Origin of the sequence: Shewanella sp. KCT, from assembly GCF_007636505.1 — a bacterium.
Classification (GTDB): domain Bacteria; phylum Pseudomonadota; class Gammaproteobacteria; order Enterobacterales; family Shewanellaceae; genus Shewanella; species Shewanella halotolerans.
Genome location: NZ_LVDJ01000001.1, coordinates 279,700 through 294,032, shown reverse-complemented (window position 1 = coordinate 294,032; position 14,333 = coordinate 279,700). Strand labels below are relative to the sequence as shown.

The window sequence follows — 14,333 nt, the reverse complement described above, 5'->3', positions numbered from 1 at the left end:
CTCTCATTCAACAGGCGCTATTGATACGAGAGTTGGCTAACCTTGACCGGGCGCCAGCTTGGTAAGCTCTAAATATTGCGCGGCGTTTTGGCTAGAACATTCAGTAAGATGTGGGATGACACCGAGACATGGCGCGTCCATCAAGGCAGTAAGCGCCGAGAGGTTTTCATCTGTTACCTGCATCTCGGGATCGACGCAGTTTGCCACCCAGCCAGCTATCTTTACCCCATCGGCCTGAATCGCCTCTTGAGTCAACAGCGCGTGGTTGAGGCAACCCAGCTTGACCCCAACCACCAAGATCACCGGCAGCTGCAGATCGATTGCCACTGTGGACAGAAAGGCCTGTGGATTGAGCTTACCCTGAACGCGAAGCGCATGGTTAAGCGGCAGACGCCAGCCACCCGCCCCCTCAACCAAGGCAAAATCCACCTCATCAAATGGTAGCGTCTCAAGGTGAGCCGTGACCAGATCCGCATTAAGGGTCACGCCTACCTGCTCGGCGGCGATATGGGGCGCGATGGCAGGCTTAAAGGCAAAGGGGTTCACCTTGTGATAGGCAAGTTTCACATTAGACTGGGCCATCAATGCCAGGGCATCGCTGTTTCTCAGCCCCTCTAAGGTCTGCTCGCAACCTGAAGCGATGGGCTTTACCCCCAAGGTGCTACCTTGCTTGCTCGCCAGATAGAGGAGTGAGGAAGCCACCAAGGTCTTGCCACTGTCGGTATCTGTGCCGGCGATGAAATAACGCATGAACCCTTTCCTTAACTAGCCTCTGCGGCTCGCATGAATAAATAAGATTTGATAGGTCAAGGGAAGTCCCTCTGGCTGACGCATTGCCTCGGCGCGCTCACAGAGGGCCAACCAATCCTGACGCCCACGAAGCCTAGGTAGCGGCTTACTTACTGAGCCATGGGTATCATCTGAGCCTTGGGAGACAGCGCTGCCCATGGCGGCAGAGGCGCCAACCCCCTTGATGGAATAGAGCAGCGTCTTAAGATCGTCGAAATGCACCCGCAGCGGTTCTACCGACTGGTACTCAATTTGCCAATGGGAATCACTAAAGCCATCAAGCACCGTCTGGGCTTGCTCGAATGCGTTGACCCTGAGCCCGAGCGCATCGAGCTCAGAAAGGCTACCATCGACAACGATGGCAAGATGACATCGACCGCCGGGTTTAAGCACCCTGGCAAGCTCACCTATGGCCGTATTAATATCGCTGCACCACTGCAGCGCAAGGTTTGAGTAAAGGGTGTCTATGCTGGCATCGGCAAGGGGCAACGCCTGGGCATCGCCGCACAGCGCCTTGTAGCCAGGAAAACTTTCGAGCATCTGCGATAGCATACCGGGGGCGATATCCAGCCCCAGCACCTCATTAAGACCTGGCGCCGCGGAAAAATCTGTACCTGGACCACAACCGATATCTAACAAACGTCCGACGGGCGCCACTTTGGCCCTCAGCCTCTGCGCGCTGAGACGCTGCACCTTGTCATGCTCCTGATAGTGCTTAGCCGCCAGGGAGAACTGCCGCGCTATCTTGTCTTCACTAATCGCCTCTTTCATACAATCTTTACCCGGCACATTCTGCACTTCGCTTGGCACTGAATTGGACATTAGGCTTGGCAATGAACTGGGCATTGGGCTTGGCATCTTACTCGACATATTCGTAGGCACATCTTTGGCTAATTCACTACACACAGAATCAGACTTCCTCTGGAAAAATAAAATGCCGCTTAATCTCGCAAGGCTTGCTGCAGCTGATCGGCCAGGGCCTCGATATCTGCCTGGGTATGATTCACATTTAAGGTGATCCTGAGCCTGGCACTTCCCTGAGGCACGGTCGGTGGCCTAATCGCTCCCACCCAGAAGCCCGCGGCCTTTAGTTCACGGTTGACCTTGGCAAGCTTATCGATATCCCCCACCACCAGCGGCTGTATCGGGGTATGACTGCCAAGCAGCCTAAGCCCCCTCGCGTTTGCGGCCAGCTTAAATGTCTCAATCACCTGAGCCAATCTGTCTCTGCGCTCACCGATTTTAATCAACTTCACCGCCTTGAGGGCCACATGGGCACTGGCTGGCGACAGGGCGGTGGAATAGATATAGTCCCTGGCGTGGGCCACCAGAAAATCGATACAGGCGCGCGAGCCTAAAATCGCCGCACCTTGGCAGCCAAGGGCCTTACCGAAGGTGACGATTTGAATATCACAGCAGCTGGCATCGACCCTGTTGTGCCCGCCCAGGGGCAGGACGCCAAAACCGTGGGCATCATCGACGATCAACCAGGCATCATTTGCCTGTGTCAGCTCGTAGAGCTCATCTATGGGCGCCATATCGCCATCCATGCTGAAGACGCTCTCGGTCACCACCACCAGCGGCTGAAGCTTTTCCACCAGTCGCTTGGCAGCGCCCAAATCGTTATGGGCGAAGCGTTTTAACTGGGCGCCGCTTTCCAGCAGGCCGTCGATCAGGGAGGCGTGGATCAGCTTATCGGCCACCACCACACTCTCCTTGTCCAGCAAGGTCTTCATCAAGGCAGAGTTAGCGCTAAAGCCGCTGCTAAAGAGCAAGGCCGCCTCATGGCCGGTAGCCTCGCACAGCGCCTGCTCGAGCGCCGCGTGGGCATCGCTATAACCTGTGACCAAGGGCGAGGCCCCGCTGCCGACGCCGTATAATCTCGCGCCCTCACCTAGCGCCTCGATAAGCTCAGGCGATTGACTCAGGCTCAGGTAATCGTTGCTGGCAAAGTTATGCTTGATGCTTCCCTGATGCACTAAACGGTTAGCACCGCCAACCGACTGAGTCAGTTGCTGACGACGCCTGAGCAGCCCGCTTTGTTCCGCGCGCTGCATCTTTTCATCGATTTTCTGCTGAAGCCGGCTCATATGGACTTACTCGCTGGACGAGTTAAAGCGCCGCCGCATCGTAGAAAGGCTGTGAGGCCTTGTCTTTAACGGCCTGCGCCTTGGCAAATACCGCTTTATCCTCTTCGACCGTGCCCGCCTTACCCTGCTCGGGATGAAGCCCAAGGCGCTTAAACAGCGTCATGTCTTCATTCTCTTCCGGATTACTCGTGGTCAACAACTTACAGCCGTAGAAGATGGAATTCGCCCCGGCAAAGAAACACATGGCCTGTAGCTCATCCGTCATCTTCTCGCGCCCTGCCGACAGGCGGACCCGTGACAATGGCATCACGATACGCGCCACGGCGATGGTGCGCACAAATTCTAGCGGATCCAGATCCTCTAAGTTTTCAAATGGGGTACCGGCAACCTTCACCAACATGTTGATGGGCACAGACTCGGGATGCTTAGCCATGTTAGCCAATTGCTGTAACAGCCCGGCGCGATCGCTCGCCTGCTCGCCCATGCCGACGATACCGCCAGAGCACACCTTCATGCCGGCGGCGCGCACGTTATCCAGGGTGTTGAGCCTGTCCTGATAGGTACGTGTGGTAATGATATCGCCATAGTATTCTGGCGAGGTATCCAGGTTGTGGTTGTAGTAATCCAGTCCTGCGTCGGCCAGATCTTTGGCCTGGGATTCGCTAAGCATCCCCAAGGTCATGCAGGTCTCCATGCCCATGGCCTTCACTTCGCTGACCATATCCTTCAGATACGGCATGTCACGCTCGTGGGGGTTACGCCAAGCGGCGCCCATACAGAAGCGTGACGCCCCGGCGGCCTTGGCGGCGCGGGCCTCGGTAAGCACCTTCTCAATCTCAATCAGTCGCTCTTTCTCAAGGCCGGTATCGTAGCGGGCACTCTGAGGACAGTACTTGCAATCCTCTGGGCAGGCGCCGGTCTTGATCGACAGAAGGCGTGAGATCTGCACCTCGTTAGGGTCGAAATGCTGGCGATGAATGCTATGGGCCTTAAACAGCAGGTCATTCATAGGTAGCGCAAAAAGTGCTTCAATTTCATCACGTTGCCAATCGTGACGTAAGGCTATTTCGGACATTGATTACCAACCTTCAAGTTGCTATTTTGAGCCGGAATGCTTGATTTCCGGCGACATTTATCTTGCTTAGCATACCCTTAGGCCTTAATCTGTCAACGCCAACCAGTTAAACCGGTTTACTAACGGTTAAAAATTAATCAGGATTTTTTATGTCTGTTAACTCTCAGATCGACCATCAATTCGACCGACAACATATCTGGCACCCCTACACCTCCATGACTCAGGCCCTTCCTGCCTATGGTGTGGTGTCGGCCGAGGGGTGTGAATTGATCCTGGAAGATGGCAGACGCCTGATCGATGGCACCAGTTCCTGGTGGGCCTGTGTACACGGTTACGGCCACCCCTATATTCTGGAGGCGATGCAGAAACAGCTATCGACCCTCAGCCATGTGATGTTTGGCGGCATCACCCACCCCAGCGCCATCGCGGTGAGCAAGAAGCTGCTTGCCATGACCAGCGAGAATCTTACCAAGGTGTTTCTGGCCGATTCGGGCTCGATTGCCGTCGAGGTGGCGATGAAGATGACACTGCAATATTGGCAGGGACGCGGCGCGCCAAACAAGCAGCGAATACTCACGGTAAAGCATGGCTACCATGGCGATACTTTTGCCGCGATGAGCGTGTGCGATCCCGAAGGCGGCATGCATACCATGTTTGGCGAGGCGGTGACTCAGCAGCTGTTTGCCCCTGCCCCCAAGACCCCCTTCGGTGAAAACTTGATAGCTGACGATCTCGAGGCGATGGCGTCGCTGCTTGAAGCCCATCACCTGACCATAGCGGCGGTTATCATAGAGCCTATCATGCAAGGCGCCGGCGCCATGCATTTCTACAGTGCCGACTATCTGAAAGGACTGCGTGCCCTGTGCGATCGCTACAAGGTGTTGTTGATCTTAGATGAGATAGCCACAGGCTTTGGCCGCACCGGCAAACTGTTTGCCTACCAGCATGCAGGTATTGAGGCGGATATTCTCTGTCTGGGTAAGGCGCTCACCGGCGGTTACATCTCTCTGGCTGCCACCCTGTGCAGTGACGAGGTGGCCTTGGGGATCAGCGACTCCCCCTCCGGCGTCTTCATGCACGGCCCTACCTTCATGGGTAACCCGCTGGCCTGCGCCGCCGCCAGTGCCAGCCTGGATCTGATCAATCAACACCAGTGGCCCGAGCAGGTAGCCGCCATCGAACGGCAGATGAAACAGGAGTTAGCAGCCGCCAGCGCAATCGACGGGGTAAAAGCGGTGCGCTGTTTGGGCGCCGTTGGCGTGATAGAGATGACCCGCAGCGTCAATACCGCAGCATTGCAACAGGCCTTTGTGGATCGCGGCGTCTGGGTTCGCCCCTTCTCGAGCTATATCTATATCATGCCGCCTTACACCATTAGCGCGCAGCAGCTTAGCCGCCTCACCCAGGCGATGCTGGAGGTCGCCGCCATCGCCTGGGCTAATGCGAAAGCATCGAACGGCGATGACGCGGGCTTTATCAGCCACGGGTAACCCAGCTTTCCTTTCTAATTTCAAGGGCACAAGATTGCGCCCTTCAACTCCCGCTGAGCTATAGTTAGCCAAGGCGTGCCGATTCGCTTAAGTCTCAGCGCGCTGATTGGCGCTCCATCGAATCGCACTCGACAGGCTCAACTCAGAAAACCGGGAAAGCTATGCCTCTCACCGACGAGCAAAAACAGCTTATTCAAAAATCCTTTGCCGAGATCAATCGGCAAAACAGTAACTTCGCTTCGCACTTCTACGATTGCCTGTTCGCCATGGCGCCCTTGATCCGTCCCATGTTCCAGAGCGAGCGGCCGGTATTCGAGTATCATTTCAACGAGCTTATCACCACGGCCGTCGCCAAGGTACATCAATTCAATGAGGTCAAGCCTAAGCTAGAGGAGCTGGGACGAAAGCATCTGGATTACGGCGTCACTATCAGCCAATTTGAGGTGGTGCACGCCGCCTTGTTGCTGTCGATTCAGGATTGTCTGCGAGACGCATCCAGCCCGGCTATCGAGCAGGCCTGGTCAAGTTATTACGATGAGATTGCCAAGGTGATGATTGCCGCCATGCAGGAAGCGGCATCCTGATCAGGCTGCCAGCATCTCGCCTATCTTAATCTTATACTTTTTCCCGCTTCAGCCAGTCGCTTAACTGTACCATTCCCTCATCGATCGAAACCAAGGGGCGATAGTTAAGGTCGCGCTTGGCCGCAGAGATGTCGAAATAGTGACTGGTAGAGAGCTGTCTGGCTACGAAGCGTGTCATGATGGGCTCATCGCGCTTCCCCAGCAGGCCGTAGACCCCTTCTAACAGGGCGCCGGCCAGATACGCGACGCTGGCGGGTACCCGCTTCTCGACCTTGGGCAGCTCGGCGCAGGCCAAGATCTTGTTGAGCATAGCCTTCATGGTAATGGGCTCATCGTTACTCAAAAAGTAACACTTTCCGGCGCACTGCTGCGGGTTTTGCTTGAGGGTCAGGGCCGCCAGAATATGGGCGTAGGCCGCGTTGCCGACATAGATGGTATCCACCAGCTTATCCGCCTTACCCACCAACTTGAGCTTACCGGCTCGGGCGCGGGCGATCACCCTAGGCACCAGATGAGGATCTTCCGGCCCCCAGATGAGATGAGGCCTAAGGGATACGGTATTTAGCTTGCCTTCAGAGGGAGAATCAGCACTCGACAATGAGGTGCCGTTTGCCGCCGTCACCCTCTGCTCGGCGATCGCCTTGGACTCGCCATAATAGTTAAGGAAACGACTGGCATAGGGCGCGCGCTCGTCTATGCCAGATTCATCTTCACCGGCAAAGGTCACGCTCGGGGTACTGGTATAGACGAAGCTATCTATACCATGGGCGACAGCGGCCTTAAGCAGGTTGTCGCAGCCCTGCACGTTGGGGGCAAAATAACTCTCCTTGCTGCCCCACACCCCGGCCTTAGAGGCCACATGGAAAACCAGGTCGCAGCCCGCCATGGCGTCTGTCAATGCGTCAAGATCGCAGATATCGCCGCTCACCATGTTAACGCCCATGGCCTCAAGCTCGGGATAATGCCCTCTGGCAAAGCCTGTCACTTCGATGCCCACCGCTATCAGGCGCTGACAGATCGCCTTACCCAGAAAGCCGCCGGCGCCGGTTACCAAGGCATGACGGCTAAGGCCCGCCAGCTGAGTCAGCGCCTCAAGCTCTTCAGGGAGCAGATTCACGCTGTCTGTGTGATTAGAATGCTTGGTGATGCTCACGGGCGATCACTCCTTGTAGGTGGACTGCGCCCACACCGCCAGCTTCTCTCTGTAGATCTTAGCGTTATGGCGAATATCGACGGGAAAGCCCGGATGGATCAGAAAGCGGGTGATCCCCTGGGTCTGGCTATGGGCCTCGCCCAGCAGCCTAAGCTCGGTATAAAGCGCTGCAGCGTTGCTACAGCTCAGCCCCTGCTCCAGCTCGAGACAAATTAAGGGCTGCATCTCCCCTTTTACCTCTATGCCCACCAAGGCGGAGCGCTTGATGTCGCTGTGAGTGTTGTAAATACGCTCGCAGGGGATAGAGAAATAACGCCGCGGCTGACCATCGACGCTGCAGTCAACCCTGTGGGCCTTACGACCGCACATCCACAGGCGTCCTTGATTATCTAGATAACCCAGATCCCCCATTCGGTGATAATGCTGACCCTGGTCATCGAAGATCTTCGCCTGGGCCGTGGCCTTATCGCGCCGATAATAGCTGGCACTCACCATGGGGCCCTGCACCACAATCTCGCCTATCTGCTCCCTTAGCAGGCAGAGATCCGCCGACCAAGTTGGGATCTCGGCCTCATCTATCTCTATGATATGCATGCTGACGCCATCTATCGGCTTGCCGACACAGATGCCGCCGCCATTGTCTGTAACTTCGGTAGTATCAAACAGCTCGTGACTGGTTATCATGCTCAGCGGCAGTGATTCGGTAGCCCCGTAGGAGTTAAGCACCGGCGCATCACTCGTTAGCATCTCACTGAAACGCTTAATAGATGCAATGGTCGCCGGGGCGCCCGCCGAGATCACCCGTTTCAGGCTGCCAAGTTTTACCTTTTTATCCCGTGAAGTGCCCGCCAGCCCCAAGCGCTCGATAAGCGCCGGATTGACGAACATGTTAGTGCAGGCATAACGCTCGATGGCCGCAAAGATGTAATTTGGATTGGCGGTGATCGGCTTGCTGGCGTCCATATCAGGCACGATCGAGGCCATGCCCAGCGCCGGGCCAAACAGGGAAAACAGCGGGAAGGTGGCGAGATCCCGCTCACCGGGCGCTATCTGATAATCATGCTTGAGGGCGCTGATCTGCGCCTCGAACATGCGATGGGAATAGACGACGCCCTTAGGGGTGCCCGTGCTGCCACTGGTAAACAAGATGGCGCACATCTCGTCACAGTCGAGCTGAGCCATAGAGAAAGGTCCCTTGCATTGCCCCAGTTGCTTAAGCTGCTCCAGGCTCGTGCCGCCCCACAGCTTGCTGCCGCCGACGGTCACCAGGTGAGTCAGGCTTGACTTGCCCCAGCCAAACAGGCGTCTGGCCAGGTGGGCCTTGGGGATCCCGATAAAGGCATCGGGCTCGGCCTCTTGAAAACACTGCTTGAGGTTTTTCACCCCCATGCCTGGATCCACCAAGATAGGGATTATCCCAGCCTTGAACAGGGCGAAGGTTAAGGCAAAAAACTCCAGGCTCGGCGTCACCATCAACACCGTCTTGGCGCCGCGTTTGATGCCATAGGCATACAGGCCGTGGGCCAGGATGTCGCTCATCGCATCGAGCTCAGCAAAATTCAGCTCTTGATAGCTAAGCTGTTTGCTCAAGACGCCACTGGCCTTTTGCACCGCCACCGCCAACTCATTGGGGGCCTCTTTGGCCGCCCGGTTGAGATGACGACACACATTGGCGCCGACTTGAATCGTCTCTGACATCCGCCTTATCCCTTTCTTACGTTAATGCGTGACCGTTTTTACGTTAGTACGTGAGTTAGCGCGCCATAAATTGCTGCACCTGGGCTACCACCTCATCGCTGGCATCTTCCAGGATATAGTGACCACAGTCGGCAAACTCATGCACCTCGGCTTCGGGGAATCGACGCTTCCACTCATCGAGGAAGTGTTTGTCGAATACAAAGTCTTTGAGCCCCCAGCAGATCATCATAGGCAGTTGGCTAAACTGGCTCAGTTTCTCACTGATCTCACTCACCAGTTCATAGTTGCGATCGCCGGGCTTGAGCGGGATATCCTGCACGAAGCGCAGGGTCGAGATACGATTCGCCCAAGAGTTAAACGGCGCCACATAGGCCTCGCGTATCGCCTTTGGCATAGGCGCGCGCTTCACCCCTATATAGGAGGCGATAGAGGAGAAGGCATTAAAGCCGCGCACTAATACTGTGCCCAATAGGGTGTTACGACAGATCCACAGCGCCCAAGGAAACGGCTTGGCCTCTGGCAGATGAAAGGCGCCAGTGTTGAGCACCACGATTTTCTTGATCCGCTCGGGATGACGGGCCGCATAGCCCATGCCTATCATGCCGCCCCAATCGTGAACGATCAGGGTGATCTTCTCTTTCACCTCTAGGTGATCCAGCAAGGCTTCCAGATCGTCGATACGATTCTTCAGGGTATAGTCGTAACCGGCATCGTCTGGTTTGTCCGACAGACCGCAGCCGATATGATCCGGCACTATGCACTGATGATTCGGACTCAACGCCGTCACCAGATTGCGATAATAGAAAGACCAGCTCGGGTTGCCATGCACCATGACCACGGGCTCACCCTGGCCTTCATTCACATATTGCAACTTGTGACCATTACGATCTAAGTAATTGCGTTTAAAAGGAAATAACGAATCGAGCATGGGGGTACCTGTTATGATTATGCGTTAAGTGGGCGGCGCCCCTCGGCGTCGCCCCTATGCTGTGCTGTCAGTAAGAAGATGAAGGGCGCTCTACCACTTGAGTCCAAGCATCATACAGTTGAGACCACTGCCTATACCGAGGAAACTGACCTGATCGCCCTTGCGCAGGAAACCTTGGTCGTGTGCCATGGCCGCCGTCACAGGCAGTGAGACTGTGCCCATGTTGCCAAGTAGCTGATAGGTAGGGAACTCTTTCTCCTGAGGGATATTGAGCGCGCTCAGCACCTGCTTACGGTTCGAGGCCCCCACCTGATGACAGATTACCTTATCGACCTGCTCCACCAGCCAGTTACGCTGCTCGAGGAAATGCGCCCAGGTATGGCGAGCCAGCTCGACCCCTTCTTTAAGCAAGGCCACACCGTCGGTGCGCATAAACTCGCGGTATAGCTGAGTGCCCGCTTCCTGTAATCCCCATTGACAGAGATTATGATGTTCGGGCGCCGAAAGGTGACTCGCCCCGAGCAGCTGATGCTGACGCTCACTCTTAAGCGGCAGGCTGCCATCGGTAAGCAGCACAGCCACGGCGCCAGAGCCACCGGTCAGGGTCGCCAGCGACTGGGCATAATTCTGCATCGTGGGCTCGGCCAGCATGTTGTCTATGGTGATATCCACAATATGACGCGCCGACTCGCAGGAAACCACCAGGCCAGCCTTGATCTGACCCAGTTCGATGCGGTTAGCGATATCCAGAATGCCGGACAGGACACCCAAACAGGCGTTGCTGATGTCATAGATGGCGGTGTCCTTAGACACCCCAAGCTCGGCGGCGATACGACAGGCGGTCGCCGGCTCGTGCTGATCGCGGCAGACACCGGTATAGATCACGGCGCCGAGATCGGCCACATCTATCCCCGTCTCCTCGATAGACTTGTGCGCCGCCGCCAGGGCGCCATCGGACAATCTATGCCCTTTCGGCCACCAGCGACGCTCATGGATCCCGGTCAATGCGGCGAGCTGCCCCATAGGGATCCTGAATTTCTGATACAAGGGAGCTAATCGAGACTCTAACTCTGAAGTCGAAACCACTTCAGGTGCCAGCTCATAGGCCAGACTATTTATAAAAACGCGAGAATATTTCATGAAACCGTTCTGTTTCGCTCATTATATCGGCACTTATTCGGCCAATTTTTATCTTTCAGTGTTAACCCGCCATTTGAGCAAGAAACGGCGAATGATTCAATAAAAAACCGCCATAGGGCGGCTTTTTTCGACATCAATTGGCAAATTTATGACAGCGCCCGCTGGTTTCTTCTCTAGAAGCTAAGTGCCTAAAAAGCTCGTCAGCCGATTCTTGGTTCATTAAGTGGCTAAAAAAGCGACTCTGGCAGTACTAATCAGACAAGCACCAATCTTGCGGGCGTGAGTCTGACAGTCGCTAATCTGGCAGACTCTAATCTGGCAATGAACAGCTTGGCAGGCGAGCCAGGATCAATCCATTTCTCGGCGTCACCTTATGATCGCAAAAGGCGCCTAGGCTCACCTCATAGCCCTGTTCCTGCAGGAAACAGACTCTGTCGAGCAGCAGCCAGAGCTCTAAGGCCTCACGAAACAGGTGCGCAGCCAGATCGATGCGCCGGGTCAGGCGCTGGCGCTCGAACCCTTTATCTAAATAATGCTCCTCGTCCCACTGCTCGGGCAGTTTGACCTGTTTCTGCTCAGCCGCCCAAGCGCAAAATTCCCTGAAGCTACCGCTCAGTTGGCTCTGCTTCACCGCGGGTATCGGCAGGTAGTGGCAGCTGCCGGTCACATCCCGTTGCAGGCTATCGAACCCCAGGCGCCAGGCCACCTCTTTAAGGCGCAGCGCCCGCGCCTTGGCATTGGCGATAACCGAGCGTTGCAGTGGCAGCTGCAGATCGTGTTTACTGAGCAACAATTGGCTCTTCTGGGCGAGACTCGACAGCGGCTGGTAGTGACTGTCACTTATCAGATGATAACAACAAGGCGCCACCGCTAAGGCGCGGGTTTTCGCCTTGGCCGCGCCGCGCAGCAGACTGAGATGCAGCTCGCCGCAGGCATGCAGGGCGACCGCCTGCTGCTCGCATTTAAGCAGCTGTTGGGCAGATTCTGACAGGGCGTCGCCGCAGACAAAACGCTGGGGCAATTGCCACTGGTTGGCAAACTGCGAACCTGCCTCACACAACCCCTGCTGCCACTCGAGGCTCACAACAGTGCGTGACTGCCCCTTGGCCAATAGACGCCCCAGATGCCCCTTACCGGCGCACCATTCCAAGATCTCATCATCACCTGGTGTGACTCTCGCGGCGAAGGCGAGGATCTGCAGCCACTTACGCCCCTTGATGTGGGCGCTAAAATGCCCAAGTTCACTCTCGGACAGCCCAGCACAGGCCTCATCGACGCTCTGCTCTGCGAAGTCTGCATGTGCTAGATCAGAAGGCGCGAGCCCTGCGGCAAGAGTTTTAAGTAAAGACAAGGGCCAGATTATGCCCCTAGCGGCGAGATCCGCCTCGAGTGCGGGCGCAAGACGCGCGTGCAGCGCTATGCTGTCGCTATCCAGACTATCGAGTTCTTCATCATCAAGCTGCCAGAGCAGCTCGGCGAGTCTTGGAAACTCCTCCTGCCAGGGCAAGGCCTCCGCCTCGAAGGCCTTAACCTGCCACAGCTCGCGGCTGCTACTTAGTAGGTCATCTAAGGCAGTAAACTGCTTGGCATAGGACATCTGGCTCCTCGACACTTTCTGCGGCACTCTTCAACAAAAATATAAGGCTAAAAACAAACGCCGGCGATGATCGACCGCCGGGCGTTAATTGTCAACCAACTTAGGCTGCGACTTAGGCTACAGCGATAGCGATAGCGATAGCGATAGCGATAGCGATAGCGATAGCGATAGCGATAGCGATAGCGATAGCGATAGCGATAGCGATAGCGATAGCGATATGCATCTTAAGCCTGCAGCTTTTTAAGCGCCATGCGTTTACCCAGCCAGACCCCTAGCCCCAACGGGGCGAAGAAGCAGACCACGAAGAAGAGCACCAGATAGAGGATCAGACTCTTTAGGGTCTTGGTCAGCTCGCTAAAGGCACGCTCGACCGCATGCTGGCTAATGGTATCGAGTTCTGCCGCGGCCGCTACGCGCTGCCGGTTCACCATCTCTTCCAGGGCGAGACGCTCCTGCTTCACCATCTGTTCCAGCGCCTCACGCTCGACGGAGAGCTTAGCCAGCTTGTCGTCGGTGGACTCGCTCAGCTGTGCCAGCAGCGGGGTCAGCTCGCGGCGTAAATCCACCGCCAGGGTCTGCATCATCTCTGGGCTCTGGGCCATCAATTGCTGAAACTTGGCCGAGGTATCGCTGATGCTCTGCAGTGTCTGCTGCACAGTCTCAGGGTTGATGTTGGCATGCAGGGCATACAGCTCCGCCTTCCAACCCAGGATCTTAGGCGTCTGCTCGGCGATCATCGCCATGCGATCGGACACATCGCTCATCACCTCGGGGACGGTGCCAAAGGTTGTCACCGCCTCAAATTCGCTGATATTGCGATAGGCCAGCCAGTCGTTAAAGGCCGAGTGACGGGCGAAGCTGAGATCGGTAATGGGGTTCTTCGCCACATAATCTAAGATAAAGGCCTGATATTGCTCGAACTCGTTTGGCTTTACGAAGCCTTTTATGGAGCGCTCAAAATCTGCCTGCAACACCTTGCTGACCTCGATGGCGATTCTTTGCTGCTCACCAAACAGCGCCTGGCCTGCGCCGCTCTCGAAAAACGCGCTCATCTGCGCCGTCAGCGTCCAGGTATCCACCATTGCCGCGACAGGGGATGCCTGAAAGATCGCCCGCTGCAGCGCCTGTTCGCTGTTGATCTTCCACATCAAGACGTTGGATTTAATCGCCAGATCATCGCCTTGGTTTAGTGCAATCTGATCCGCCCCCTGCTCCACCTTGGCATAGAAGGTGTGGCTAAAATCGCGGCTAAAAACACGCATGTTAAGTTGTGCCTGCGGCAGCGGCTCTATGCCGCTCTCGAGTTTAATTTCCAGTAACGAACAAGCAGACAAACTCAACATGCCGATCACCAAGAGGACAGATCTGTATTTCAGCCCCATAACAATACCCCGTTAAAATTCACAACCATTTGAATTTAAATGACTAATAACCAGATGCTAGCACCATTAACCAAGGCGCACCAGCACAGCCCCTGGTTGAAGCCTCACCTTAGCTACTTTAGAATGCCGCCAAGATCACAACTTGAGTATAAACAGTTAAGATGCAATCACCCTGCGTAGCCCGCTGCGGCTTGAACGAAGAAGATATCTGTATGGGTTGTTTTCGCCACATCGACGAGATTGTCGGTTGGGGCCAGGCAGATGAGGCTCGTCAGGCAGAGATTTGGGACAATGTGAACAAGCGTAAACAGCAAGGAAGAAGCGGTGAAAACCAGCAGATCATCAGCCGTCAGAAGTGGCTAGAGGCGGAGCAGCGTCTCGCAGCGCAAGACGCCGATAATGAGTAG

13 protein-coding genes are annotated in these 14,333 nt (G+C 55.7%); 3 read left to right on the top strand and 10 right to left on the bottom strand.

Annotated elements, in window-relative coordinates; genetic code table 11:
- Positions 1–36 precede the first annotated feature (36 nt).
- The 4 genes from bioD to bioB all read right to left on the bottom strand — a co-directional run bounded on the left by bioD (position 37) and on the right by bioB (position 3,954).
- Positions 37–750, bottom strand: a complete 714-nt coding sequence (gene bioD / locus AYI87_RS01320) for a dethiobiotin synthase (RefSeq protein ID WP_144198934.1) — start codon at positions 748–750, stop codon at positions 37–39.
- 15 nt (positions 751–765) lie between these two features.
- Positions 766–1,611: a methyltransferase domain-containing protein gene (locus AYI87_RS01315; RefSeq protein WP_260865043.1), complete on the bottom strand. Its 846-nt coding sequence runs from the start codon at positions 1,609–1,611 to the stop codon at positions 766–768.
- A 119-nt stretch (positions 1,612–1,730) separates the two neighbouring features.
- On the bottom strand, positions 1,731–2,879 hold the full coding sequence (locus tag AYI87_RS01310) for an 8-amino-7-oxononanoate synthase (protein ID WP_144198932.1): 1,149 nt from the start codon (positions 2,877–2,879) through the stop codon (positions 1,731–1,733).
- Positions 2,880–2,901: 22 nt separating this feature from the next.
- Positions 2,902–3,954, bottom strand: a complete 1,053-nt coding sequence (gene bioB / locus AYI87_RS01305; protein WP_144198930.1) for a biotin synthase BioB — start codon at positions 3,952–3,954, stop codon at positions 2,902–2,904.
- A gap of 149 nt (positions 3,955–4,103) precedes the next feature.
- Between bioB and bioA the strand changes: the two genes are divergently transcribed.
- Together bioA and AYI87_RS01295 are read left to right on the top strand one after the other, a co-directional pair.
- Complete coding sequence (gene bioA, locus AYI87_RS01300) at positions 4,104–5,444, top strand: adenosylmethionine--8-amino-7-oxononanoate transaminase (protein ID WP_144198928.1); 1,341 nt, start codon at positions 4,104–4,106, stop codon at positions 5,442–5,444.
- A gap of 161 nt (positions 5,445–5,605) precedes the next feature.
- Positions 5,606–6,028 (top strand): globin domain-containing protein, encoded by a 423-nt coding sequence (locus tag AYI87_RS01295; protein WP_144198926.1) that lies wholly within the window; start codon positions 5,606–5,608, stop codon positions 6,026–6,028.
- A 31-nt stretch (positions 6,029–6,059) separates the two neighbouring features.
- On the opposite strand, the gene oleD is transcribed toward AYI87_RS01295, so the two are convergent.
- The 6 genes from oleD to AYI87_RS01265 form a co-directional block, all read right to left on the bottom strand.
- The gene (oleD, locus tag AYI87_RS01290; protein ID WP_144198924.1) at positions 6,060–7,181 is read right to left on the bottom strand and encodes a 2-alkyl-3-oxoalkanoate reductase; all 1,122 of its coding nucleotides are present in this window, start codon (positions 7,179–7,181) and stop codon (positions 6,060–6,062) included.
- A 6-nt stretch (positions 7,182–7,187) separates the two neighbouring features.
- A complete protein-coding gene (oleC, locus tag AYI87_RS01285) occupies positions 7,188–8,879 on the bottom strand; it encodes an olefin beta-lactone synthetase (RefSeq protein WP_144198922.1) in 1,692 nt (563 codons plus the stop codon).
- 55 nt (positions 8,880–8,934) lie between these two features.
- Complete coding sequence (locus AYI87_RS01280; RefSeq protein ID WP_144198920.1) at positions 8,935–9,807, bottom strand: alpha/beta fold hydrolase; 873 nt, start codon at positions 9,805–9,807, stop codon at positions 8,935–8,937.
- A gap of 90 nt (positions 9,808–9,897) precedes the next feature.
- On the bottom strand, positions 9,898–10,947 hold the full coding sequence (locus AYI87_RS01275) for a 3-oxoacyl-ACP synthase III (protein ID WP_011865512.1): 1,050 nt from the start codon (positions 10,945–10,947) through the stop codon (positions 9,898–9,900).
- Positions 10,948–11,257: 310 nt separating this feature from the next.
- Positions 11,258–12,544 (bottom strand): methyltransferase, encoded by a 1,287-nt coding sequence (locus AYI87_RS01270; RefSeq protein WP_144198918.1) that lies wholly within the window; start codon positions 12,542–12,544, stop codon positions 11,258–11,260.
- Positions 12,545–12,768: 224 nt separating this feature from the next.
- Positions 12,769–13,926: a chemotaxis protein gene (locus AYI87_RS01265; protein ID WP_144198916.1), complete on the bottom strand. Its 1,158-nt coding sequence runs from the start codon at positions 13,924–13,926 to the stop codon at positions 12,769–12,771.
- 161 nt (positions 13,927–14,087) lie between these two features.
- On the opposite strand from AYI87_RS01265, the gene AYI87_RS01260 reads away from it, so the two are divergent.
- The gene (locus AYI87_RS01260; RefSeq protein WP_144198914.1) at positions 14,088–14,333 is read left to right on the top strand and encodes a DUF1289 domain-containing protein; all 246 of its coding nucleotides are present in this window, start codon (positions 14,088–14,090) and stop codon (positions 14,331–14,333) included.